This window comes from Rhodococcus sp. Q (assembly GCF_005503035.1).
GTDB lineage: Bacteria > Actinomycetota > Actinomycetes > Mycobacteriales > Mycobacteriaceae > Rhodococcus_G.
The window spans coordinates 1-24,191 of record NZ_SCOY01000051.1; the positions used below are offsets into that span (position 1 = coordinate 1).

Sequence of the window (24,191 nt, forward strand, 5' to 3'; positions counted from 1 at the left end):
TAATTGGCACTGACATTCATCGGCACACTGTTGAGTTCTCAAAGAACACGCACACACCATCACCACCGAGAAACTCGTTCTCGGCCGCTCCGGGGCAACTGTTCCAGCCTAACTCATCGCAGCGACTCGGTCAAAACCGTGTCGGTCACAATCAGTAAAGGCAGTCGAAGCGCAACAGTATTACTACTGCCGCTAACCTCTGGATTGGCCAGGCGCCTTCGTACAACCTCGTGTCTCTCGCCCGGGGGCGGAGTCGGTGTCCGTGTCGCTCTGACTCGACAAAAGTTACGCGACCGACCTGCCCTCCGCAAATCGGCTGGTCACAGGCTTGAAACCTGACGTTTACCGAGGTCGCTCGTCCGGATTCCCCGCCACTGGACGCCGAACGTGGTCGGCGTCACTCTGAATGTCGGGCGACCTCGCCGTTTGCCGCCCGCAGCTGTCGACAGGAGTTCCATGACCGACTGGTACCGCGTCACGCCGATCGCCCACGGGATCTGGAGCATCACCGAACCGGGCCACGTGACGATGTGGTTGATCGCCGGCACCGAACGCGCCCTGCTCGTGGACACCGGGATGGGCTTCGTTCCCCTGCGCCCGGTGGTGACGGCTCTGACTCCCCTACCCGTGACAGTGGTGAACACCCACTATCACTTCGACCACGTCGCGGGTAACCACGAGTTCGACGACGTTCGGATCCACCCCTCAGGTGTCGAACCCCTACGTGTTCGCCCCGCACGGCTGGAGCTCGACGCCTACCTCGACCACAACGACCAACTGCTCAGGGCCGCCGCCGGAATACGAGACACCGACCGCGACCTGCTGTACCTGCTCGACGCCGACAGTGATCCCGCCCCGTTGCCTGCATCGTTCGATCGCACGACGTGGACGGTGCATCCACCTGCACCGTCGGCCACCGTCGTCGACGACGACCTACTGGATCTCGGCGGTCGGACGGTTCGCGTGCTGCACACCCCGGGCCACACCCCCGACAGTCTCTGTCTGCACGACAGCAGGACCGGCGTGCTGTTCGGCGGTGACACCGTCAACTCCGGTCCCATCTACGCACACGAGCCGGATTCGAACCTCGCCGATTTCGCCGCGAGTACCGCGCGCCTCGCGGAAGTGAAGGACGACGTGTCGCTGGTGGCCATGAATCACTTCGGTCGGATCGTCGCCCCGCCCTATGTATTGCAGTCGGTGGCCGACGCGTTCGCGAGGATCGTCGAGGAAAGTCCGCGTCAGGAGTGGGGCCTGTGGAGCGACCAGGGAACTCGGCGCCAGGAGTGGAGCCTGCGGAGCGACCAGGGAACTCGGCGTCGGGTTCGGGACGTTCAGAACATCGCCGCCGACGAGATTCGTTTCGACCACTTCTCGATCACGGTGCCTCCGAAATGACGGGATGAGCGCGTCATACCTGCTGCACCGCTGCGACGCGGATCGCGTCGGCGCTACTGTTGCGCCGAGGACGCGTCCATTCGGGCACGTACCGCACCGATCCGCGCACACGAAGAACGAAGGGGCACGACGTGAGCATCAGCGACCGCAGCGGCAGGACCGGGAACGGGGTGCCGGGCACCATCTCGTCCATCCCGCTCACCGACGTCGACGCGCACGCCCCGGGCACCGCCAGCATCGGACACCTGGTCAAGGACGCGACCGCGCAGGTCTCGACTCTGGTCCGCGCCGAGGTCGAACTCGCCAAGGCCGAGGTGACCAGCGAGGTGAAGAAGGGCCTGCAGGGCTCACTGTTCTTCATCCTGGCGCTGTCCGTCCTGGTCTTCAGCGCCTTTTTCTTCTTCTTCTTCCTCGCCGAGCTCCTCAGCGTGTGGATGCCGCGCTGGGCGGCGTTCCTGATCGTCTTCGTCTTGATGATCGTGGTGACCGCGCTGCTCGCGCTGCTCGGGTACATGCGGGTACGCAAACTGCGAGCCCCGGAGAAGACCATCGAGTCGCTCCGCCAGGCCGCGACCGTCCTGCCGATGTCCGAACCGGCTCACGACGCCGCCGGCTACACGCCGGGTGAGTACGCGCGACGCACCGCGCCCTGACCTCACCGTGACAGCCCCCGACCCGTCCACCGTCCGCCTCGAAGGACCGTGGCGGCACCGTGACGTGCGCGCGAACGGAATCCGCTTCCATGCCGTCGAGTCCGGCCCGAACGACTCCGATGCGCCGCTCGTGGTGCTGCTGCACGGATTCGCGGACTTCTGGTGGACGTGGCGTCACCAACTGACGGCACTCGCCGACTCCGGTCATCGCGTCGTCGCCATCGACCTGCGCGGTTACGGGGACACCGACAAACCGCCTCGTGGATACGACGGTTGGACGCTCGCGGGCGACGTCGCCGGGTTGATCCGTGCGCTCGGGCACACCGACGCCGCGCTGGTCGGGCACGCCGACGGTGGCCTGGTCTGCTGGGCCACGGCCGTGCTGCACCCGAGCGTCGTCCGCTCGATTGCGCTGATCGCGTCGCCGCACCCGATCGCCCTCAAACGCGCGGTGGTGCGGACGCGCGCACAACGCTCGGCGTTCCTGCCGTCGTTCCTCGCGTGTCAGCTGCCGTGGGCGCCGGAGCGGCGTCTGACGAGGGACGGCGGGGCCGAGGTCGATCGCCTCATCCGGAGTCGGATGGGGTCACTCCGTCCGGGCGATGTCGGAGAGCTGGCCGACGTGCTGTCCCGGTCCCGGTCCGCCATCCAGATTGCGGGCGCGGCGCACTGCAGCCTCGAGTACCAGCGGTGGGCGTTCCGCAGTCAGTGGCGACCGGACGGCAAGCGGTTCATGACGGCCATGGACAAACCCGTCACCATCCCGGTCTTGCAGATCCACGGCGACGCCGACCCGTTCGTGCTGCGGTCGACGCTCCGGTCGGACGGCCGTTGGGCGCCGGACCTGCGCCTGTGCGGCGTCCCCGGCGCGGGTCACTACCCGCACTGGGAGCGTCCCGACGCGGTCACCTCGGCACTGCTCACCTTCCTCGGGGCGCCCGACCGCTGACGCTCGTCAGAGGATGCAGGCGCCCGTCTCGACAGCGGTCTCCACGTAGGCGGCCTGCTCGAGCTGCCGAGCCACCTCGGCGGCGGTGAGCGCGAAGCCGGTGTCGGTGTTGTCGACCGCCGCACCGAACACGACACCGAGCACCCGTCCCTGGTCGTCGACCAGCGGACCGCCCGAGTTGCCCTGCCGGATCGAGCCGCGGACGGTGTACACCTCGCGGGTGACGTCGGCGGCCCGGTAGATGTCGGGGCCGCTGAGGTCGAGGGTCTCGCGAATGCGGGCCGCGCTCGCCGTGTACGGGCCGCCACCGGGATAGCCGAGCACCAACGCGTCGGCACCCGACTCGGCGGGCTCGGGTGCGAGCGGAATCGGCGCCGATTCCAGGCCGGGAACGTCGAGGACCGCGACGTCGACCTGCGGATCGAACAGAACCACTCGCGCTTCCAGCGGGCCGTCCGCCGTGTCCACGACGACCTGATTCGTCCCCGCGACGACGTGCGCGTTCGTCATCACCCGCTCGGGCGCAACAACGAAGCCGCTGCCCTCCAACGCGCGCTGGCAACTCGGCGCGATGCCGCGGATCCGCAACACACTCGGCTGCAGGCGCGCCGCGATCGGCCCCTGCTCGATCGCCACGTCCGGCGGATCGACCACGGCGATCGGTGTGCGGCCGAACGGCCCGATCACGTCCGGCAGACCCGACGTGTCCAGCAGTGCCGAGAACTCGCTGGGGAGACGTCGCATCCAGTTCGGTGCGACTTCGTCGACCTCGGTGAGCACCTTTGACCCCCGGACCGCAGCCGCGACCTCGGGTTGCGACGAAGCGGTCAGCGGAATGGCGAGCAGCCAGGCCGCGACGAGTACCGCGGCGGCCTGCAGCAGCGCGCCGACACCGCTGTCGACGGACCGTGCCGCGGGACTGTGCATGCTGCCGCGTGCGGCGCGTCCGAGCACCATGCCCGCGACCTCACCGACGATCACCAGTCCGATGATCAACAGGATTCCCGCGAGTACCCGCGTCCGTCCCTCGTCGACGTGGACGAGGACGTGCGGGGCGATCAGGATCCCCGCGACGGCGCCGAGGATCACGCCGAGGAAAGCCAGAGCCGAGGCGACGGCTCCGTGCCGCCACCCCGATGTCGCCGCGAGCACTGCGATGGCGACGACGGCAATGTCGATCCATGCCGAACCGCTCACCGGTCGTGTACCTCCGTCACACCGGCTTCGACCTCGGCGAGCGTCACGTCGAGATCACGCACGTCCTTGTGGTCCCATTCGATCTCCCAGCCGGAGACCGAGATCAGACCGGCCAGCACGCCTGCGGTGAATCCCCAGACGAGCAGACCGTCGATCTGGAACGCGGGCCCGCGGTACCCGAGCCGGTGTTCGACGACGAAACGGTTGTCCGGGTCGAGGAGCGACCGGATCGGGACCCGCGACACGAGTGCCGTCTCACCGTGGTCCACCGGACGGATCGGAGTCGGCCGCTCCCAGTACCCGATCACGGGTGTGACGTCGAATCCGGAGGGCGGCACGAAGATTCCCGGAAGCACCGCGAGCGCACGGACACCGGACGGATCGAGCCCGGTCTCCTCCTCCGCTTCCCGTAACGCGGTGGCGATCGGCCCGTCGTCGCCGGGATCGGCGGCCCCACCGGGAAATGCGACCTGGCCACTGTGCTGCCGCAGCGTCGCTGCGCGCTGCGTCAAGAGGACGTCGGCGTTCTCGGGCAGACCGCCGAGGCTGACGGGATCCGATTCCTCCGAGCCGCCGAAGAGCACGAGAACCGAGGCGTCACGTACCTTCGCGTTGTCCGGGGCCTGACGATGCAGGACCGGGTTGACGGCGCGGTCGTCCGCGGGCGGACGGGTCACTATGCGCTCGAGCCACTGCGGCGCCGCATGTTCGGTACGGGTCATGTCGCCACTCCCAGGTGTTCGCTGACCGCAGCTGCGATCTCGTCGGCAGAGTCGAACGGCTGCGGCAGTACAGCGGCGACCGTGCCGTCTGCCCGGATCAGCGCGGTGACAGGCAGAACTTTCGGTGCACCGACCGCAGTGGCGATCCGTCCCGCACCATCCTGCACCCCCGGCAGATGAACGCCGTACTCGGCCAACGCGGCCAACGCATTTCCTTCCTTGGGGTCCTGATGGACCGTCAACACCGTCACCGCGTCACCTGCGCGGCGCGCGTACTCGTCCAGGGCGGGAAGCTCTTTCGCACAGGGCCCGCACCAGTAGGCCCAGAAGTTCACCAGTGCGGGCTTGCCCGCCAGCGCAGCGCCGACGTCGACCCTGCTTCCGTCGGCGAGACACCCCAACTCGATTCCCGCCAGCGGCCCCGCACCCACGGCACCGGGCGCCGGAGTCGGGCACGGTTGCAGCGCTGCCGCGGCGCGCGGACCCGCCAGCGCGGCATCGGTGTCGCCGGGTGCGCGTTCCACCGCAGAAGTGGCGGTGTTCCCTCCCATGACGTCGGAGTGACCGGGGGCGTCCGACTCGTCGCCGCCCCGCGGCCAGATCGCGACGACCAGGGCCAGGACGACGACGAGGCCGGCGAGGCTCCATCGTCCGGTGTTCGAGATCCGCACGTCCGGGCTCACCGACCCGCCAGGTCGAGGAGATGTTCGGTTTCGGGCCCCTTGACGAGCGCCGCCGCGACGGCGGGGTCGGTCGGCCCGATCCCGTACGACGGGCAGTCCTTCGCCAGGAGGCACACGCCGCAGGCCGGCTTCTTGGCGTGGCACACGCGACGGCCGTGGAAGATGACCCGGTGGGACAGGATCGTCCACTCCTTCTTCGGGATCAGCTCGCCGACCGCGTGCTCGACCTTGACCGGGTCCTCCTCGGCCGTCCACTGCCACCGGCGCACCAGCCGACCGAAGTGGGTGTCGACGGTGATTCCCGGCACATCGAACGCGTTACCGAGGACCACGTTCGCGGTCTTTCGACCGAAGCCGGGAAGGCTGACCAGCTCCCGCAAGGTCCCCGGCACCTCCCCGTCGAATCGCTCCACCAACGCCTGCCCGAGACCGATGATCGAGTTCGCCTTGTTCCGGTAGAAACCGGTGGTTCGGATGTACTCCTCGAGTTCGGCGCGATCGGCGCCCGCGTAGTCCTCCGCGGTTCGATAGCGCGCGAACAGCGCGGGCGTCACCTGGTTGACGCGCACGTCAGTGCACTGTGCGGACAGGATTGTCGCCACCGAGAGCTCCAACGGAGTGGTGAAGTCGAGTTCGCAGTAGACGTGAGGGAACGCCTCACCGAGGCGTCGGTTCATCCGCCGGGCGCGACGCACCAAACCGAGCCGACTCTCCTCCCGGGCCGGGGAGCCCGCGGTCCCCGCGGCGCCCGTTCTCGCGGGTGCGGTCCGCGACTTCGGCGCGGTCTTCGAAACAGTGGTCGACACCTGATCGACTCTACGGATGGGTCGGAGAAGCGATCCCCCTTCGTTTCACTTCTGAGACATTGGCCGTGTTTACTGCCCCGTATGCAAGGACTCGCTGTGGTGCTCTTCCCAGTGCTGCTCATGCTGTTCGCACTGGCTATGGAGCGGGTGGAATTCCGGCTGCGCCGGCTCACGGTCCGCGAGCAGGAGGTGCAGGAGTTTCTCGACAAGGCGAGCCACGCCGATGTCGCCGCCCTCGCCGAGGAGGGCCTGCCGCGCGCACTGGCCCGGTTCCACCTTCGCCGTAGGCGTGGGATCTCGGACGACGACGAGGACCTGACCGAGCGGCGTGCCAGCTGATCGACACACCCGCACTGGCGGGCCCCTCCATCGATTCGACTCGCTAGACGTGTTGCCGATCACTAGTCTTCGGCATCGGAGCGATAGACTCCGAGCGATAGCCATCGAATTGTCGGCGCGCAGCCCGCGCCGAATCGGCCGACAGTCGTCCTCCTGGACGTCCGGACGCCGAACCCTAGTTTTTCAATGAAGGAGCGCACGTGGACGAGGTCCTGGCTAGAGCCGGCATCTTCCAGGGAGTCGAGCCCTCGGCGGTCGCCGCGCTGGTCAAGCAGCTGCAGCCTGTCGATTTCCCCCGTGGGCACGTCATCTTCAACGAGGGCGAACCGGGCGATCGCCTGTACATCATCGTGTCCGGCAAGATCAAGCTCGGACGCCGTTCTCCGGACGGCCGCGAGAACCTCCTGACGATCATGGGCCCGTCCGACATGTTCGGCGAACTGTCCATCTTCGATCCCGGACCCCGCACCTCCACGGCCACCACCGTGACCGACGTTCGCGCCGTGAGCATGGACCGCGACGCTCTCAAGTCGTGGATCGACCAGCGACCGGAGATCGCCGAGCAGCTGCTCCGGGTTCTGGCCCGTCGCCTGCGTCGCACCAACAACAACCTTGCGGACCTGATCTTCACGGACGTCCCCGGCCGTGTCGCCAAGGCGCTGCTTCAGCTCGCGCAGCGTTTCGGCACCCAGGAGGGCGGCTCGCTCCGCGTCACCCACGATCTCACGCAGGAAGAGATCGCGCAGCTCGTCGGCGCGTCCCGCGAGACCGTGAACAAGGCGCTCGCCGACTTCGCCCACCGCGGCTGGATTCGCCTCGAGGGCAAGAGCGTCCTCATCTCGGATTCCGAGCGTCTCGCGCGCCGCGCACGCTGACGAATTCCGCAGCAACGACGCCGCCCACCCCGATCTGCGGGGTGGGCGGCGTCGTTTCGGTGCACCCGCTACGACGAGAGGCGGCCACCCACGCCGGGTGACCGCCTCTTCCGGACTCGGCGCCTATTCCTCCGGGCTGCTCAGCGAGCCGCCACTGGCGTTGGCGATGAAGTCACCGAGTACCGGGACGAGCGCCTTGAAGACGGCGGTGAGGTCTGCGACGGATCCCATGCGTAGCTCCTTCGAGAGTCGATCGGGGTGGCGACGATCAGGCGTCGGTGGCGGGCGCGTCCGCCGAGCCTGCGTGCAGGCCCGAGAACAGCGTGGTGAGGGACGTGATCAGTCCGGTGAGGTTCTCGACAGAAGTCATGCTCTTCTCCCTTTGTACTGGTCGTGGATGTCAGGCTGCAGCGTCGGTTGCGCTGACGGAATCGAGACCCTTGATGGCGTCGATCAGGGGAAGCAGCTTGAGCATGTCGAGCAGGCCGAATCCGGCGCCGTTGGCTTCGAGAAGGTTCTCAACGGATCCCATGAGTACTGCTCCTTGCGTCGACTACGGCTGTGATGTGGCGCACAGGATGTGCCCGAGGAAATTTCTATACTGCTGCAAAGTAACTTGTCCAGTGTCGCTCGCAAGAGGACCCAAAAAGGCCCCAATCCCTGTGGGATTGAGGCCTTTTCGCGCGACAATCGGCGTGTCGCACCCTGGTTCACGCACTCGTCATGCGCCCCAGGGGCATCGCGCTCACGCAGGCAGGGTTTCGCCCTCGGTGCTGCCGAGATCGAGCTGGAAGATGGTGCCGAAAATGCCGATCAGCTGGACGATGCCGTTCTCGTCGGCGAGGTTCTCGAGGGATCCCAACGTACTGCTCCTTCAAATGTGAGGGTCGAGCCACGTCACGCGACGCATGCTCCGAGGGAGTTTTACCCGGTCGTCCGGGCGGCCCGCAGCACGAGAATTAAGAGTTCACCTGCACGAAATGTCGGTCATACGCACGACACCATCCACAACCTGCCCAAACACGCCCGAATGCCCCAGATGTGACGCGAAACACCACCCTGTTTCGGAATTCCACTCAGCGGGACTCAGCGACGCAGGTACTCCAACTGCACCCGGACCGACTGCTCCGCCACGGGCCACAATTTCGGGTCGACATCTGCGTACACGTGCTCGACGACCGTCCGCAACGCGGCACCCTCACCCAGGACGACGAGCGCGGCCCGCACCTGTTCCAGCCGCTCCTCGCGGTGCGCCAGGTAGTACTCGGCGACCGGAAGAAGGTCCGGCAGGTCGCTGCCGTGCCCGGGCAGGACGGTGCGACCGGCCCCGAGGTCGATGAGCTTCCGCAGCGACGCCAGGTAGTCCCCGAGATCGCCGTCCGTGGAGTCGAGGACTGTGGTCCCCCGGCCGAGGATCGTGTCGCCGGTGAGCACCGACCCCTCGCCCTCGATCACGAACGAGGTCGAGTCCTTGGTGTGTCCGGGTGTGCGCACCACGCGGATCGCGAGGCCGACCTCCTCGATCAGGTCACCGTCCGGCAGACCGGCGTCCGTGCGCCTCCGCAGGGTGGGGTCGACTGCGCGAACCGGACTTCCGGTCATCTCGACGAACCGGTCGATGCCGTCGGTGTGGTCCTGGTGCCGATGGGTGATCAACGTCAGCGCGACCGGCCCGACCTCCGCGATCCGGCGCAGATGGTCCTCGTCGTTCTCACCGGGATCGACGACGACACACTCCTCGCGTCCGGGTGCGCGCAGGATCCAGGTGTTGGTTCCGTCGAGGGTCATCATGCCGGGGTTGTTCTCCAGCATCACCGCCGCGATGGGGGTGACCTGACGCAACTGCGCGTATGCCGGATGAGCGAGGGTCATGGGCCCACTCTACGAGGGGTGCCCGGGCCGACACGGACGACGTCGGCCCGCCCACCGGTGGAGGTGGACGGGCCGACGAGAGCTGTTGGCGGTCAGCCGACCTCGACGATCAGCTCCACCTCGACCGGCGCGGCCAGCGGCAGCTCGGCGACGCCGACTGCGGATCGCGCGTGCACGCCCGCATCGCCGAAGACCTCGCCGAGGAACTCCGACGCACCGTTGATCACGCCGGGCTGTCCGGTGAAACCGTCTGCGGACGCGACGAATCCGACGACCTTGACGATCCGGACGATCGAATCGAGACCGACGAGCGCGTCGATCGCGGCGAGCGCGTTCAGTGCGCAGATCCGGGCGGCGGCCTTCGCGGTGTCGGCGTCGACGGCGTCACCGACCTTGCCGACCACGGGCAGCGCGCCGTCCTCGAACGGCAACTGACCCGAGGTGTACACCAGGTTTCCGGTGCGCACGGCGGGCACGTACGCCGCGACCGGGGCGGCCACCGGCGGCAGGTCGACTCCGAGCTCGGACAGCCGGGCCTTCCAGTCGCTCACGTCGCTCAGCCCTTCGGACGCTTGAGGTACGCGACGTGCTGCTCACCGGTCGGCCCGGGGAGCACCGTGACGAGTTCCCAGCCATCCCCGCCCCACTGGTCGAGGATCTGCTTGGTCGCGTGGGTCAGCAGCGGAACGGTCGCGTACTCCCAGGTTGTCAATTCGCTCATGGACCTGAGCGTAGTGCCCCGAGTCGTCGGCGCGATGCCCGGTGGCCAGCGAGTTCGGCGCCACACGCACCGCTACGCCACCGGTCCGTCGACGCGATATATAGGCTCGGGGCGTGGCAGCACCTGGGAACACGCCCGCCTTCGAGTGGCCGGCCAAGGCGGACAAGGCTCGACTGCACTTCGTGTCGGGCAAGGGCGGAACCGGTAAGTCGACGGTCGCGGCAGCCCTGGCGCTGGCTCTCGCCGCGGGCGGGAGACGCGTCCTGCTCGTCGAGGTCGAGGGACGGCAGGGCATCGCGCAACTGTTCGACGTGCCGCCACTGCCTCCGACGGAGACCAAGGTCGCCACGGCCGACGGCGGCGGCGAGGTCGTCGCGCTGGCCCTCGACATCGAAGCCGCGTTCCTCGAGTACCTCGACATGTTCTACAACCTGGGCTTCGCGGGGCGGGCCATGAAGCGGATGGGCGCGATCGAATTCGCCACCACCCTCGCGCCCGGCCTCCGCGACGTCATCGTCACCGGCAAGATCAAGGAGTGCGTGATCCGCAAGGACCGCAACGGGGTACCGGTCTACGACGAGGTCGTGGTGGACGCGCCCCCGACGGGCCGGATCGGTAGCTTCCTGGACGTGACCAAGGCGATGTCCGATCTGGCGAAGGGTGGCCCGGTGCATTCCCAGTCCGAGGGCGTGGTGCGCCTGCTGCACTCCGACGAGACGATGGTGCACCTGGTGACACTGCTGGAGGCGCTGCCCGTGCAGGAGACCGCGGATGCCGTTCGCGAGCTGGAGTCCGCGGACCTGCGACTGGGCGCGGTGATCGTCAATCGCTCCGGCACCGCCTACCTGCCGCCGGACGTGATGGCGGATGCCGCCGCGGGGCGGATCGACGCCGACGCGGTGCGCGCCGGTCTCGACGCCGCCGGGATCGCCCTCGCCGACGACGACTTCGCTGGTCTGCTCACCGAGACCATCGAGAACGCGGCGACGCTCGCCGCTCAGGACGACAGCGCGGAGGAACTCGACAAGCTCGACGTCGCGCGCCTGCACCTGACCGCGCTGACCGACGGCGTCGACCTCGGCGGACTCTACGAACTCGCCGGGCAGCTGGCCGAACAGGGCGTCCGATGAGCGCCGGCATGGACGTGGACGCGATCCTCACCGACCCGGCGTCGCGGATCATCGTGTGTTGCGGGTCCGGCGGAGTCGGCAAGACCACGACCGCGGCATCGATGGCGCTGCGGGCCGCGGAGGAGGGCCGGCGGGTGGTCGTGCTGACCATCGACCCGGCCCGACGGCTGGCGCAAGCCCTCGGCGTGCAGGATCTCGACAACACCCCACAGCTGGTGGCACTCGGACCCGATGCGACCGGCGAGCTGCACGCGATGATGCTCAACATGCGCAGCACGTTCGACGACATGGTGCTCGAGCACTCGTCGCCGGAGAAGGCGCAGCAGATCCTGTCGAATCCCTTCTACCAAACCGTCGCCACCTCGTTCTCCGGGACGCAGGAGTACATGGCGATGGAGAAGCTCGGCCAGCTCGCCGCGAGCGACGAGTGGGATCTGGTGGTGGTGGACACTCCGCCGTCACGCAATGCACTCGACTTCCTCGACGCACCGCAGCGCCTCGGCACGTTCCTCGACGGCCGCATGATCCGGATGTTGTCGGCCCCCGGCCGCGGCATCGGCCGGTTGGTCACGGGCGCAATGGGTCTGGCGTTGCGCGCGGTCTCGACGATCATCGGCAGCCAGATGCTGTCCGACGCGTCGGCGTTCGTGCAGTCGTTCGAGTCGATGTTCGGTGGGTTCCGGGAGCGGGCGGCACACACGTACGAGTTGCTGCGCGCGGAGGGCACACACTTCTTCGTGATCGCCGCGGCCGAGCCGGACGCGTTGCGGGAGGCGTCGTTCTTCGTCGAACGGTTGTCGTCGGAAGGGATGCCGCTGGCCGGACTGGTGCTCAACCGCACGCACCCGACGCTGAGTGCACTGCCGGCCGATCATGCGGCGTCCGCCGCGGACCTCCTCAAGGAACGGGGCGAACACCCCCTCGCCGCCGCCGTGTTGCAGATCCACGCCGAACGCGCGAAGACCGCACAGCGCGAGCTGCGGCTGCTGGGCCGGTTCACCGGCGCGCACCCTCGGGTGCCGGTGGTCGGGGTGCCGTCACTGCCGTTCGAGGTGTCCGACCTCGAGGGACTGCGCGCGGTCGCCGATCAGCTCACAGGTCGGGGCTGACGGGCTCCGCTTCGGGAGTCACCCGTCGTTGCCGACGGATCACGAGCAGGCCGAGCAGACCCGCGACGACGCAGGTGACGGCACCCATCAACAGCCCGACCCTGGCGCCGAGATGCTGTGACACGGCACCCGCGATCGGTCCGCCGATCGGTGTCGACCCCAGGAACGCCACCGACCACAGGGCCATCACGCGACCCCGCATGTGCGGTTCCGCCTCGAGCTGCAGCGTGCTGTTGCCGATCGACAGGAAGGCGACGCTGCCCGCCCCGACCAGGAGCAGCGCGAACAGTTCGAGCCACAGGGTCGGGGCCAGCGCCGCTGCGGCAATCACGACACCGAACACCATGGAGGTGCCGATCAGGGCGGGGAGCCCGGTGCGTCCGCGGGCCGCGACGAACAGTCCTCCAACGACGGCACCCACCCCCATCGCTGCGGTCATGAACCCGTACACGCTCGCGTCGCCGCCGAAGCTGTCCTGCGCGAGAACCGGCAGCACCACCTGGAACTCGTAGGCGAGGCAGCCGACCAGCGCCATCATCAGCAGGGGGACGAAGAGGGTGGGCTCGCCCGCGACGTAGCGCAATCCCTCGCGCAACTGTCCGGGTGCCCGCGCAGCCGGCGGTGACGGGCGCAATTCGTCGACGTCGAGCCGGATCAGGGACAGGACGACCGCGACGAAGCTGACCGCGTTGAGAAGGAAGCACACGCCGAGCCCGCCAGCGGCGATGACGATGCCCGCGATCGCGGGTCCGACGGCGCGCGCGGCGTTGACCAGCACGGAGTTGAGGCTGACGGCGTTGCGCAGGACGTCGGGTCCGACCATCTCGAGGACGAACGCCTGCCGGGCCGGGTTCTCGAAGCAGTTGTTGAGCCCGAGCAGGAACGCGAGCAGGTACACGTGCCACAGTTCGACGGCGCCGGTGACGGCGAGCAGTCCGAGGACCAGCGCGAGCAGCCCCATCATGGTCTGCAGCCCGATCATCAGCTTCCGCTTGTCGAGGCGGTCGGCGACGACGCCGCCGTAGGGGCCGAGCACCAGGACGGGCAGGGTCTGCAGCGCGACGACGGATCCGAGGGCCGTCGCGGACCCTGTGAGCTGGAGGACCAGCCAGGACTGCGCGACGGCCTGCATCCACGTCCCGACCATCGACACCGCCTGCCCGGCGAAGTACCGGCGGAAGTTGGGGACCGAGAAGGAGGCGAAGGTGTCGCTTCGCACGGTTGCGAGCGCGGTCATCGGCCGGGGTCCGCGATCGCGGCCGCCAGCGATTCGAGCGCGGGCAACGCCGACAGCAGGCTGTCGGCGTCATGTCCGGGTAGCCGCGCGAGTGCGTCGGTGAACAGCTGGGTGCGTTGGTCTCGGAGCCGGCAGTGCAGCGCCCGGCCCGCATCGGTGACCTCGACACGTGCTGCGCGGCGGTCGGACGGGTCGGCGCTCCGGCGCAGCAGGCCGTCGGATTCGAGCTTGCCGACCACGCGGGACAGCATCGTCGGGTTGAGGCCCTCCACCTCGGCCAGCTCGCCGATGCCGAGGGGGCCGAGTCGAGCGACGGTCCCGATCACGGAGAGCTGGGTGCGGGTGAGTCCGTCCCCGGAGACCTGCTTGTCGACGGTGCGAGCGATGCGACTGAGCGCGATCTTCAGCCGGGTGATCTCGTCGGGAGCCTCGGTCATGCCACCTCGCAGATAGTTGCCTATCGGCAAGCATACTCTTCGGCGCGAGCCGTCACCACGACAAAACCGCCGGCCGGAACCTCGAGGTTCCGGCCGGCGGCCTGTGTTCAGCTGTCCGAAAGGTCAGACGACCGACGCCTGACTGCGTTGCGCCGAGAAGAAGTCCGCCCACGACTCGACTTCGGGATGCTGCTTGAGGAGTGCGCGGCGCTGACGTTCAGTCATGCCACCCCACACCCCGAACTCCACCCGGTTGTCCAGTGCATCCGCTCCGCACTGCATCAGCACCGGACAGTGCCTGCAGATGGTGGCTGCCTTGCGTTGCGCAGCCCCACGAACGAACAACTGATCCGGATCAACCGCGCGGCATCGCGCCTGTGTAACCCATGCAATACGGGCCTCGGCCTCCTCGAAATCCAACCGACGGCCCGGCGTGGTTACGGTCATCTTCTGCCCCTCCTGCAGTACAAGCGTCGCCCTCGCTGACGCTTCTGGAAGTGCGTGCTCCGGCCTATCACGGCGAGGCGCACCACATTCCCGATCTAGTGTTATCTGAATCACACTGGGTCACAATTTAGGCAATGTATAACGCTCAACGCAAGACCTTCGGCAACTTTTTTGGTACGGACGTGCATTCAAGTTCGAACCGCCCAGTTCACGGTGCGCGAAAGCCCCCACGTCGGGCACGTACCCTGTCCCTGTGCCCATCGCTAAAACAGTCGCGAAACTCGCCGGATGCACCGCCCTGGCGGGTGCACTTCTCGCGGGTGTGATGTTCCCCCTGGCAGGCGGATTCGGCATCGTCTCGAACCGTGCCGCCGACACCGTCGACAACGTCTCGGCCGAACTCGTCGAAGGCGACGTGCCCGCCGTGTCGACGATGGTCGACATCAACGGGAACCCCATCGCCTGGCTGTACGAGCAGCGGCGATTCGAGGTCCCGAGCGATCAGATCTCCAACGACATGAAGCTGTCGATCGTCTCGGTCGAGGACCGCCGCTTCGCCGATCACCAGGGCGTCGACTGGCAGGGCACCGTCCGCGCGTTCCTCACGAACACCACCAGCGGCCAGGTCGAGCAGGGCGCGTCGACCATCGACCAGCAGTACGTGAAGAACTACCAGCTGCTCGTCGTCGCGAAGACCGACGCCGAACGCCGCGCCGCGATCGAGACCACCCCCGCGCGCAAGATCCGCGAGATCCGGATGGCGCTCACCCTGGACAAGAAGCTCACCAAGGACGAGATCCTCACCCGGTACCTGAACCTGGTTCCGTTCGGAAACGCATCCTTCGGCATCCAGGACGCGGCGCAGACCTACTTCGGGATCGACGCCAAGGACCTGAACCTCACCCAGTCCGCGATGCTCGCGGGCATGGTGCAGTCCAGCTCGGCCCTGAACCCGTACACCAATCCGGAGGGCGTGCTCGACCGACGCAACACGGTGCTCGACACCATGATCGTGAACATCCCGGATCGGGCCGACGAGATCCGCGCGGCCAAGCAGGAGCCGCTCGGCGTGCTCCCGGAGCCGCAGTCGCTGCCCCGCGGCTGCATCGCCGCGGGCAACCGGGGCTTCTTCTGCGACTACGCACTGCAGTACCTCGCGAACGCGGGCATCAGCCGCGAACAGGTCGAGAAGGGCGGTCTGCTGATCAAGACCACCCTCGACCCGAAGGTGCAGGACTCCGTGCACTCCGCGCTGACCGCGACCGCGCGACCCGACGTCGAGGGCGTCGCCGAGGTCATGAACGTCGTGCAGCCGGGCCAGGACCAGCACCGGGTCCTCGCGATGAGCAGCAGCCGCAACTACGGCCTGAACGGCGACATCAACGAAACCGTGCAGCCGCAGCCGTACTCGCTGGTCGGCAACGGCGCCGGCTCGATCTTCAAGTTGTTCACCACCGCTGCCGCGATGGAGAAGGGCCTCGGCACCAACGCCGTCCTCCAGGTACCCGGCCGGGTCGAGGTCAAGGGCATGGGCAACGGCGGCGCCCGCGGATGCCCGGCCTCCACCTACTGCGTCGAGAACGCGGGCAAGTACCCGGCGTCGATGACGGTGACCGACGCGCTCGCGCAGTCACCGAACACGGCGTTCGTCAAACTCATCGAACAGGTCGGCGTGACACCGACCGTCGACATGGCCGTCCGTCTCGGCATGCGGTCCTACACGGAGCCCGGAACCTCGGGCTACGGCGACGGGCAGTCGATGGCCGACATGCAGAAGGGCCAGAACCTCGGCTCCTTCACCCTCGGCCCGACGTGGATCAACGCGCTCGAGCTGTCGAACGTCGCCGCCACCCTCAGCTCGCACGGAAAGTGGTGCCCTCCGAGCCCGATCGACTCGATCTTCGACCGCTACGGCAAGCCCGTGTCGATCACCGAGCAGGCCTGCGAACAGGTCGTCGAGCCGGGCCTCGCAGACACTCTCGCCAACGCGATGAGCAAGGACGACAAGCCGGGCGGCACATCCGCGGCGGCCGCAGGCGCGAACGGCTGGACCCTGCCGATGGCCGGCAAGACCGGAACCACCGAGTCCCACATGTCGTCCGCATTCCTGGGGTTCACCAACAACCTCGCCGGCGCGGTCTACGTGTACGCGGACTCGCCGACGCCGCGGGAAATCTGCACCTCGCCGCTGCGCCAGTGCGGCGACGGCAACGTCTTCGGAGGCAACGAGCCCGCACAGACGTGGTTCAAGGCGATGAAGCCGATCGTGGAGGACTTCGGCCCGACCGAACTGCCCCCGATCGACGCCAAGTACCAGCGCGGCTCGGCGAACGCACAGGTTCCGAATGTCGCGGGCATGAGCGAGTCCCAGGCCACCTCCGCACTCAAGGCGGCCGGATTCCAGGTGAACGCCGTCGCGTCCGCAGGTGACGGAGCGAAGGGCACGGTGCTGAGCTCGTCGCCCGCAGGGTCCGCCGTCCCCGGGTCCGCGGTGACGCTCTACGTCAGCGACGGCACCCTCCGACAGGCACCGGCGGCGGCCGGGGCACCGGCACCGCGTCCCGGCGAGGTCCAGATCCAGATCCCGAACCTGCCCGCCCTGCCGCCCCTACCCCTGCCCCTACCGCGGTAGCGAACGTCGCCACCTGTGTGATCGTCACCCGGTCGGGGTGACGATCACACAGGTGCGCAGCGCACTCAGAGGCGGTCCCGGACCGCCTTCGAGACGCGGGAGCCGTCTGCCTTGCCTGCGGCGAGTGCTGTCGCCGCCTTCATGACCTGCCCCATCTGCTTCATACCGGGCCGCTCGCCGATCTCCTCGGCGACCTGCGCGATCGCCGTATCCGCGACGTCGGCCAGCTCGGCGTCGGTCAGGGGCGTCGGCAGGTACTCGTCGATGATCCGTGCTTCCGCCCGCTCGTTCGCGGCGAGTTCCCCACGTCCGTTCTCGGTGTAGATCTCGGCGGCCTCACCGCGCTTCTTGGACTCCTTGGCGAGCACCTTGAGCACGTCGTCGTCGGTCAGTTCGCGGGCTTCCTTGCCGGAGACCTCTTCGGTCTGGATCGCGGCGAGGACCATCCGCAGCGTCTGGAGGCGCAGGGTGTCCTTGGCCTTCATCGCGGCAGTCATGTCAGCGCGGAGTGTGGATTTCAGGGTGGCTGTGGAGTCGGACATGGTTTCGAACGCTACGCGCCGCCACCGGCAACGCGCATGTCGATTCGGCAGGCTGCGTATCCTGAATGAGTGTTTGACAATCCACGCACGGCCCTGCGGGGCGCCGCCACCGGTCTGGCCGGTGCTGCAGTGCTCGGCGTCGGTTACGCCTCCCTGATCGAGCGCAACGCCTTCACGTTGCGCGAGGTGACGATGCCGGTGCTGGAGCCCGGCTCCTCGAGCCTGCGCGTCCTGCATCTGAGCGACCTGCACATGATGCCCGGGCAGAAGCTCAAGCAGAACTGGCTCCGAGAGCTCGACCGGCTCGAGCCCGACCTGGTGGTCAACACCGGCGACAACCTGTCCCATCTGCGGGCGGTGCCGTCCGTGGTCCAGTCGATGGGTGGGCTGCTCGCCCGTCCCGGACTGTTCGTCTTCGGTAGCAACGACTACTTCGGCCCCAAGCCGAAGAACCCGTTCAAGTACTTCAAGAAGGAGCACAAGCGCACCTTCGGCGAACCCCTGCCCTGGCAGGATCTGCGCGCGGCGTTCACCGAACGCGGGTGGCTCGACGTGACGCACAACCGTCGGGAGCTCGAAGTAGCGGGTGTGCGGATCGCGACGGCGGGCGTCGACGACCCGCACCTGAAGCGGGACCGCTACGACACCATCGCGGGTCCGCCGAATCCGATGGCGAACCTGAAGCTGGGCATCACCCATTCCCCGGAGCCTCGGGTTCTCGACCGCTTCGCCGAGGACGGCTACGACCTCGTGCTCGCCGGCCACACCCACGGCGGCCAACTGTGCCTGCCGTTCTACGGCGCGCTTGTCACCAACTGCCAGCTGGACCGCTCACGGGTGAAGGGTCCGTCGCGGTGGGGTTCACGGATGCAGTTGCACGTCTCCGCCGGGATCGGCACCTCCCCCTACGCCCCGGCCCGGTTCTGCTGCCGCCCCGAGGCGACTCTGCTGACCCTCGTACCGACCGCGGACAAGGGGCCCGATCAGGGGGTTCGACCAGGCGTTTCGCGTTCTTCGGCAGTCGTGCGCTAAGCTTTGCTGGCTGCCCGGGAACGGGGAGCGGCAATACTCGGGGTGTGGCGCAGCTTGGTAGCGCGCTTCGTTCGGGACGAAGAGGTCGTGGGTTCAAATCCCGCCACCCCGACAATGACGAGAGGCTCCATCCGATTCGTTCGGATGGAGCCTCTCGTCGTTTCGGATCGATGTCGTGTCTGCTCAGTGAATTCGGGCCGCGCTGGTCGCGGACCACCGTCCGTTGTTCCGTTCGATCCGAACCGGATGCCCGAACGCGCGGGACACGGTGTCGGAGTCGAGGACGTCGTCGACGGAGCCCGAGGCCATCACCCGTCCCTCGGAGAGCACCAGGGCGTGCGTCGTCGAGGCGGGAAGTTCCTCGAGGTGGTGGGTGACGAGCACCGACGCCAGGTCGGGTCGCAGTGTGCGCAGGTCCAACAGGACGTCGAGGAGTATTTCGCGGGCCGCGAGGTCGAGCCCGGTGGTCGGTTCGTCGAGCAGCAGCAGGTGAGGTTCCACGACGAGCGCACGGGCGATGAGCGCGCGGCCACGCTCACCCTGGGACAGGACGGCCCAGGGGCTGTCGACGCGGTCCGCAAGTCCGAGTGAGCCGATCAGCTCGTCGGTCCGCTGGAGGTCCGCCTCGGACGGCTGCCATCGCTTGGGGAGGTCGGCGGCGGCGAGCAATCCCGTCAGGACGACGTCGCGGACACCGAGTGACGGCTCGATCCGGGACCGCGGGTCGACATGTCCGATGTGAGTGCGCAGGGCCCTCATGTCGACGCGCCCGAGCCGGTGCCCGAGGACGTGGACCGTGCCGCGGGTCGGATGCAGGCGCGCCCCGCACAGCGCAAGGAGCGTCGACTTGCCTGCCCCGTTGGGGCCGAGCAGCGCCCACTGTTCACCGGCGGCGACGTCGACAGAGATGTCGGCGATCAGCTCTCTCCCCTGCCGGACTACGGCGACGTCGCACACGGACAGCACGGGGACGTTCCCCACACCGGTCACGAGAGCGCTCCGAGTGCGGTCGCGATTCCGAGAAGATGTGCGCGCGTGAGATTTTCGGCCCGCTCGGCGTCACCGGCGAGCACGGCGTCGACGACGGCCGCGTGATCGCCCGCGTCGTGGTCGGCGACGGGCAAGAGTTCGAGGAGACGGGTCATCTCGTCGACCAGGCGGGGACGGATGGTGTCGAAGAGCGCAAGGAGGAGGGGGTTGTGGGCCGCGGCGACGACCGTTCGATGGAAGGCGATGTCCCGGACGGCGAGATCGGCGGGCGACGCGTCGGTGTGCGAGTTCCGCTCCTCCAGCGCACGGGTGATCGCGGCGACGTCGGTGCCGTCGCGGTGGCCGGCGGCGAGCGCCGCCGCGCGAGACTCGATGGCCACGCGCACCTGGACGACGTCGGTGATCGCGGCGAGTTCGGCGAGCCGGTTCCACTCGTCGACGGCATCGATGGCGGCGACGAAGACGCCGACGCCCTGACGAGTGATGAGGACGCGCCGCGCCACGAGGTGGCGGATCGCCTCGCGGATGGTGGATCTCCCGACCCCGAGTTCGGAGGCGAGTGCCATCTCGCCGGGCAGCTGGTCGCCGACGTCCCACGTACCGTTCGCAATCTCGTCGAGCAGGGCCTGAGCGGCGCGCTGCGACAGCGGCACCCTGGTCAGCGCGTCCATCATGGTCGGTGCGCCCTTCGTCGTCGGAGGTGTCGTCCCCGACGATAGTCACTTGTCAGACAAGTAGCCAAGCCGCGTCGGTAGCCCTCGGGCGCTGGGTGTCGAAACTGTTGCCTAGTCCTGGTGAATCTGGATCAGGTTGCCGCAGGTGTCGTCGAAGACTGCCGAGGCGCCGGACGGATCGGTGGTCGGCTCGCCGGTGAATCGGACGCCGAGGCCGATCAGCCGCTCGTACTCCGCCCTCACGTCGGGCACCCCGAACACGATCGCGGGCAGGCCAAGTCCGTAGACGCCCTCGCGGTACGCGGTGGCGATCGGGTTGTCGCTCGGCTCGAGGAGCAGGCCCACTCCGTCCGGATCCTGCGGGGACTTCACGATGAACAGATTGTGGTCGGGCATGGCCAGCAGTTCCTGGAACCCCAGCGTCTGGGTGTAGAAGTCGAACGCCGCGGCGGGATCGATGACGTGGACACCGCACATCTTGATTCGCATCACCCGAGGCTATCGGTGACCGCCCGACCCCGCAGAACGCCGCGCCACACCGTCAGGGCAGAGTTGCGAGCACCCACTCGACACAGGAGCCTCCCATCGCCATGGCGCGCCGACGTATTCGCACAGGTCTCGTGGCGATTCTGATGCCGATCCTTCTGTGGTCGTCCGGCTGCGCGAATGTCGATGTCTCGCCGTCTGCGACGTCAGCGGACTCGACGGCGGACGCGGCACTCACGACCACCTCTACCCCGAGCGCGCTCGAAAATGCCGATGCTGCCGAAGCACTCGCACGGCTGTCCCTGTTGCAGATCAAGGGACGGGCACCCAAGACCGGCTACGAGCGTGCGCAGTTCGGCGAGTCGTGGACGGACGACGTCGACGTCGACGGCGGCCACAACGGGTGCGACACCCGCAACGACATTCTCCGGCGCGACCTCACTGCGGTCGTGACGAAGGACGGAACCCGGGGATGCAAGGTGCAGTCCGGGTCTCACTTCGACGAATACACCGGCAATACAGCGCCTTTCGTGTCCGGACAGGACACCTCACCGCTCGTGCAGATCGACCATGTGGTGGCGTTGTCGAACGCCTGGCAGACCGGCGCCCAGCAACTCGACCTTCCCACCCGCACGGCGCTCGCGAACGACCCCCTCAACCTCCAGGCCGTGACAGGGGCGGTGAACCAGGAGAAGAGCGACGGCGACGCGGCGACCTGGCTGCCGCCACGAAAACCCTACCGCTGCACGTACATCGCGCGTCAGATCGCAGTGAAGGAGAAGTACGGGCTGTGGGTCACGCAGGCCGAACACGACGCGATGGCGCGGGTGCTGGGGAACTGCGACACGGCCGAATCCGCCGCGGCACCGCAGCCGGAGACAGCGCCGACCGATCGCGGGAGCACCCACTTCGCCAACTGCGCTGCCGCACGCGCCGCAGGTGCCGCACCCCTGCATGTGGGACGCCCCGGGTACCGGACCGAGATGGACGGCGACGGCGACGGCGTCGCTTGCGAATAGCCGAACACGTTCCCAATTGTGCCGACAATTGTCGCAGTTAGTGTTAACCATGCGACGGAATTGTTACCCGGCAGTAGGTTAAACCCCAGGTAGAGGGCTGTTGCAAGTACCAACGTAGGCCGAGTAGATGAATCGTTGGATCACACAAACAAATATTCTCCAAACTGCAACGCGTTCTCAACCTCGCTGGCATGGTGTGGTGAAATTCATCCCGCCCAGGCCCTGTCCGGCTAGCGCCGGAGGGGTGCAAGGAGAGTCGATGTCCAAACCAACAGCGCGACAGATCGCCGTGCCGGTAACCTCGGCCGCGGTTGTCGCAGGCATGATGTTCACCGCGGCGCCGGCAAGCGCAGCGGTCACCACGACGCCGTTCAACAACACCTGTAAGGCAAGCTCCATCCTTGCTGTCGACAAGACCTCCGGGTCCGGGATGACGGTCGACGCACCTGCGACGGTGGACGCAGGCCAGACCTTCACCTACCGAGTCCAACCTGCGGGTTCCTCGTACCCCGACAAGGATTCGGGTGCCACCACCATCGGCATGTCGCGATTCAAGCTGGACTACGAGATCCCGGCCAACTCCACGTTCGTCAGCGCGTCCGTCGTTCCGGGCACCTCGGTGAACGTCAACGTGAACGCGTCCGGCGGCGCGATCGGCGTCGCACCCAGCGTCATCCGCGTGAACGCCGCGGGCGCCCCCGACGCCAACGGCGCGTACCTGCGCCTGTCGGGGAACAACGAGGTCATCGCCAACGGCACGTCCAACAGCACGAACTCCGTCGGCGGCATCCGCGCCGACAAGCTGAAGAAGGACCTCAACGGCGCGACGACGGGCGACGGCTCGAGCTGGTTCCGACTGCCCGCCATCGACGTCACCGTCACCGCTGTTGCCGCAGGCGTCATCACCCCGAAGGTCCGCACCGACGGCAGTGCCGCCAGCTACAGCAACGACCAGAACTACTACACCTTCCTGGCGCAGGCATCGCTGTTCGGAACGCAGAACGCGCCGACCCGTTGCACCCCCCGCGACACCACGTCCGGGGCACTGAACGCAGGTGGCGGCGCACTGGCGAGCATCACCGTCGGCACCCCCGGCCCGGTGATGGTGGACTCCACCACCACGCTGAACGTCCCGGCGACCGCCAAGACCGGCACCGCCGTCGACCTCACCGCCACCGTCGCCCCCGCGGGCGCCACCGGCACCGTTCAGTTCAAGGACGGCGGGACGAACATCGGCTCCCCCGTCGCCGTCAACAACGGCACCGCGACCCTGAACCACACCTTCACCACCAACGGCGCGCACAGCATCACCGCCGCGTACTCCGGTGACACGACCCGCAACCCGTCGACGTCCGCCGCGGGCAACGTCGAGGTCTCGACCGATCCGGTGATCGTCGACACCACCACGACGCTGAACGCCCCGGCGACCGCCAAGACCGGCACCGCCGTCGACCTCACCGCCACCGTCGCACCGTCCGACGCCACCGGCACCGTCCAGTTCAAGGACGGCGCCACCGACATCGGCGCCCCGGTCACCGTCAACAACGGCACCGCCACGCTGAACCACACCTTCACCACCACCGGCGCGCACAGCATCACCGCCGTCTACAACGGTGACGCCACCAACCGTCCGTCCACCTCCGCGGCGTCCACCGTGGACGTCTCGGTCAACGTCGTCGACACCACCACGACGCTGAACGTCCCGGCGACCGCCAAGACCGGCACCGCCGTCGACCTCACCGCCACCGTGGCCCCGACGGAAGCCACCGGCACCGTCGAGTTCAAGGACGGCGCAACGGTTCTCGGTTCCGCTCCGGTGAACGGTGGAACGGCCACGCTCAACCACACCTTCACCACCGACGGCGCGCACAGCATCACCGCCGTCTACAGCGGCGCTGAGGGCTTCGCCACCAGCACCTCCGCTGCGAGCAACGTCGAGGTCTCGACCGATCCGGTCGTCGTCGACACCACCACGACGCTGAACGTCCCCGGCACCGCCAAGACCGGCACCGCCGTCGACCTCACCGCCACCGTCAGCCCGGCTGATGCCACCGGCACCGTCGAATTCAAGGACGGCGCAACCGTCCTCGGCAGCGCCCCCGTCAACGCCGGCACCGCCACCCTGAACCACACCTTCACCACCGACGGCACCCACAGCATCACCGCCGTCTACTCCGGTGACGCCACCAACCACCCGTCGACCTCCGCGGCCGGCACGGTTGAGGTCTCCACCGACCCGGT

26 protein-coding genes and 1 tRNA gene are annotated in these 24,191 nt (G+C 67.9%); 12 read left to right on the top strand and 15 right to left on the bottom strand.

Going from position 1 to position 24,191, the window contains the following annotated elements; genetic code table 11:
• Positions 1-456 precede the first annotated feature (456 nt).
• The 3 genes from FFS72_RS25095 to FFS72_RS25105 all read left to right on the top strand — a co-directional run bounded on the left by FFS72_RS25095 (position 457) and on the right by FFS72_RS25105 (position 3,000).
• Positions 457-1,398 (top strand): MBL fold metallo-hydrolase, encoded by a 942-nt coding sequence (locus FFS72_RS25095; RefSeq protein WP_137876498.1) that lies wholly within the window; start codon positions 457-459, stop codon positions 1,396-1,398.
• A gap of 131 nt (positions 1,399-1,529) precedes the next feature.
• Positions 1,530-2,051, top strand: a complete 522-nt coding sequence (locus FFS72_RS25100) for a phage holin family protein (protein WP_137876499.1) — start codon at positions 1,530-1,532, stop codon at positions 2,049-2,051.
• 7 nt (positions 2,052-2,058) lie between these two features.
• Positions 2,059-3,000: an alpha/beta fold hydrolase gene (locus tag FFS72_RS25105; RefSeq protein WP_137876500.1), complete on the top strand. Its 942-nt coding sequence runs from the start codon at positions 2,059-2,061 to the stop codon at positions 2,998-3,000.
• 6 nt (positions 3,001-3,006) lie between these two features.
• Here FFS72_RS25105 and FFS72_RS25110 read toward each other — a convergent pair whose 3' ends face one another.
• Genes FFS72_RS25110 through nth form a run of 4 tightly spaced genes read right to left on the bottom strand, consistent with a single transcriptional unit; the run spans position 3,007 to position 6,279 of the window.
• Positions 3,007-4,197 carry a MarP family serine protease gene (locus FFS72_RS25110; protein ID WP_137876501.1) on the bottom strand — a complete coding sequence of 397 codons (1,191 nt, stop codon included), beginning with the start codon at positions 4,195-4,197 and terminating at the stop codon, positions 3,007-3,009.
• Positions 4,194-4,919, bottom strand: a complete 726-nt coding sequence (locus FFS72_RS25115; RefSeq protein WP_137876502.1) for an NUDIX hydrolase — start codon at positions 4,917-4,919, stop codon at positions 4,194-4,196. Before FFS72_RS25115 ends, FFS72_RS25110 begins: the two co-directional genes overlap by 4 nt.
• Positions 4,916-5,602 carry a TlpA family protein disulfide reductase gene (locus tag FFS72_RS25120; protein ID WP_249353523.1) on the bottom strand — a complete coding sequence of 229 codons (687 nt, stop codon included), beginning with the start codon at positions 5,600-5,602 and terminating at the stop codon, positions 4,916-4,918. Before FFS72_RS25120 ends, FFS72_RS25115 begins: the two co-directional genes overlap by 4 nt.
• Positions 5,599-6,279 (bottom strand): endonuclease III, encoded by a 681-nt coding sequence (nth, locus tag FFS72_RS25125; protein WP_137876513.1) that lies wholly within the window; start codon positions 6,277-6,279, stop codon positions 5,599-5,601. The genes FFS72_RS25120 and nth overlap by 4 nt, the downstream gene beginning before the upstream one ends.
• A 210-nt stretch (positions 6,280-6,489) precedes the next feature.
• On the opposite strand from nth, the gene FFS72_RS25130 reads away from it, so the two are divergent.
• Together FFS72_RS25130 and FFS72_RS25135 are read left to right on the top strand one after the other, a co-directional pair.
• Positions 6,490-6,747 (top strand): hypothetical protein, encoded by a 258-nt coding sequence (locus FFS72_RS25130; RefSeq protein ID WP_050067427.1) that lies wholly within the window; start codon positions 6,490-6,492, stop codon positions 6,745-6,747.
• 200 nt (positions 6,748-6,947) lie between these two features.
• Positions 6,948-7,622 carry a Crp/Fnr family transcriptional regulator gene (locus FFS72_RS25135; protein ID WP_007536532.1) on the top strand — a complete coding sequence of 225 codons (675 nt, stop codon included), beginning with the start codon at positions 6,948-6,950 and terminating at the stop codon, positions 7,620-7,622.
• 400 nt (positions 7,623-8,022) lie between these two features.
• On the opposite strand, the gene FFS72_RS27025 is transcribed toward FFS72_RS25135, so the two are convergent.
• The 4 genes from FFS72_RS27025 to sp36 form a co-directional block, all read right to left on the bottom strand.
• Positions 8,023-8,154: a hypothetical protein gene (locus FFS72_RS27025; protein ID WP_283235451.1), complete on the bottom strand. Its 132-nt coding sequence runs from the start codon at positions 8,152-8,154 to the stop codon at positions 8,023-8,025.
• A 554-nt stretch (positions 8,155-8,708) separates the two neighbouring features.
• Positions 8,709-9,494, bottom strand: coding sequence for an MBL fold metallo-hydrolase (locus tag FFS72_RS25140; RefSeq protein WP_137876503.1), 786 nt, complete (start codon positions 9,492-9,494; stop codon positions 8,709-8,711).
• Between the two features lie 92 nt (positions 9,495-9,586).
• Positions 9,587-10,045, bottom strand: a complete 459-nt coding sequence (locus tag FFS72_RS25145) for a RidA family protein (RefSeq protein ID WP_502704157.1) — start codon at positions 10,043-10,045, stop codon at positions 9,587-9,589.
• 5 nt (positions 10,046-10,050) lie between these two features.
• The gene (sp36, locus tag FFS72_RS25150) at positions 10,051-10,215 is read right to left on the bottom strand and encodes a Sp36 family protein (protein WP_085999530.1); all 165 of its coding nucleotides are present in this window, start codon (positions 10,213-10,215) and stop codon (positions 10,051-10,053) included.
• A 113-nt stretch (positions 10,216-10,328) separates the two neighbouring features.
• On the opposite strand from sp36, the gene bagA reads away from it, so the two are divergent.
• Both bagA and bagB read left to right on the top strand, forming a co-directional pair.
• Positions 10,329-11,345, top strand: coding sequence for an ATPase BagA (gene bagA / locus FFS72_RS25155; protein ID WP_137876505.1), 1,017 nt, complete (start codon positions 10,329-10,331; stop codon positions 11,343-11,345).
• Positions 11,342-12,454, top strand: a complete 1,113-nt coding sequence (gene bagB / locus FFS72_RS25160) for an ATPase BagB (RefSeq protein WP_137876506.1) — start codon at positions 11,342-11,344, stop codon at positions 12,452-12,454. The genes bagA and bagB overlap by 4 nt, the downstream gene beginning before the upstream one ends.
• Here the strand turns inward: bagB and FFS72_RS25165 are convergent.
• From FFS72_RS25165 to FFS72_RS25175, 3 genes are all read right to left on the bottom strand, one after another.
• Positions 12,438-13,691 carry an MFS transporter gene (locus FFS72_RS25165; protein ID WP_137876507.1) on the bottom strand — a complete coding sequence of 418 codons (1,254 nt, stop codon included), beginning with the start codon at positions 13,689-13,691 and terminating at the stop codon, positions 12,438-12,440. The genes bagB and FFS72_RS25165 overlap by 17 nt on opposite strands.
• The gene (locus FFS72_RS25170) at positions 13,688-14,128 is read right to left on the bottom strand and encodes a MarR family winged helix-turn-helix transcriptional regulator (RefSeq protein ID WP_137876508.1); all 441 of its coding nucleotides are present in this window, start codon (positions 14,126-14,128) and stop codon (positions 13,688-13,690) included. The genes FFS72_RS25165 and FFS72_RS25170 overlap by 4 nt, the downstream gene beginning before the upstream one ends.
• Positions 14,129-14,251: 123 nt before the next feature.
• The gene (locus tag FFS72_RS25175) at positions 14,252-14,575 is read right to left on the bottom strand and encodes a WhiB family transcriptional regulator (protein ID WP_043808976.1); all 324 of its coding nucleotides are present in this window, start codon (positions 14,573-14,575) and stop codon (positions 14,252-14,254) included.
• Positions 14,576-14,900: 325 nt separating this feature from the next.
• On the opposite strand from FFS72_RS25175, the gene FFS72_RS25180 reads away from it, so the two are divergent.
• Positions 14,901-17,207 carry a penicillin-binding protein gene (locus FFS72_RS25180; protein WP_137876514.1) on the top strand — a complete coding sequence of 769 codons (2,307 nt, stop codon included), beginning with the start codon at positions 14,901-14,903 and terminating at the stop codon, positions 17,205-17,207.
• Between the two features lie 65 nt (positions 17,208-17,272).
• Here the strand turns inward: FFS72_RS25180 and FFS72_RS25185 are convergent, their stop codons facing one another.
• A complete protein-coding gene (locus FFS72_RS25185) occupies positions 17,273-17,749 on the bottom strand; it encodes a GatB/YqeY domain-containing protein (protein WP_050067421.1) in 477 nt (158 codons plus the stop codon).
• A 69-nt stretch (positions 17,750-17,818) separates the two neighbouring features.
• On the opposite strand from FFS72_RS25185, the gene FFS72_RS25190 reads away from it, so the two are divergent.
• On the top strand, positions 17,819-18,781 hold the full coding sequence (locus tag FFS72_RS25190; RefSeq protein ID WP_137876509.1) for a metallophosphoesterase: 963 nt from the start codon (positions 17,819-17,821) through the stop codon (positions 18,779-18,781).
• A 38-nt stretch (positions 18,782-18,819) separates the two neighbouring features.
• Positions 18,820-18,893: transfer RNA gene (locus tag FFS72_RS25195), tRNA-Pro, on the top strand.
• Between the two features lie 71 nt (positions 18,894-18,964).
• Here FFS72_RS25195 and FFS72_RS25200 read toward each other — a convergent pair.
• From FFS72_RS25200 to FFS72_RS25210, 3 genes are all read right to left on the bottom strand, one after another.
• Complete coding sequence (locus tag FFS72_RS25200; RefSeq protein WP_249353524.1) at positions 18,965-19,771, bottom strand: ABC transporter ATP-binding protein; 807 nt, start codon at positions 19,769-19,771, stop codon at positions 18,965-18,967.
• Positions 19,768-20,445, bottom strand: coding sequence for a FadR/GntR family transcriptional regulator (locus tag FFS72_RS25205; protein ID WP_249353525.1), 678 nt, complete (start codon positions 20,443-20,445; stop codon positions 19,768-19,770). The genes FFS72_RS25200 and FFS72_RS25205 overlap by 4 nt, the downstream gene beginning before the upstream one ends.
• Positions 20,446-20,556: 111 nt before the next feature.
• Positions 20,557-20,934 carry a VOC family protein gene (locus tag FFS72_RS25210; protein WP_050067420.1) on the bottom strand — a complete coding sequence of 126 codons (378 nt, stop codon included), beginning with the start codon at positions 20,932-20,934 and terminating at the stop codon, positions 20,557-20,559.
• 143 nt (positions 20,935-21,077) lie between these two features.
• Between FFS72_RS25210 and FFS72_RS25215 the strand changes: the two genes are divergently transcribed.
• On the top strand, positions 21,078-21,950 hold the full coding sequence (locus FFS72_RS25215; RefSeq protein WP_249353526.1) for a GmrSD restriction endonuclease domain-containing protein: 873 nt from the start codon (positions 21,078-21,080) through the stop codon (positions 21,948-21,950).
• A 259-nt stretch (positions 21,951-22,209) separates the two neighbouring features.
• On the top strand, positions 22,210-24,191 hold a 1,982-nt coding region (locus FFS72_RS25220; RefSeq protein ID WP_171018824.1), incomplete at its 3' end, for a beta strand repeat-containing protein.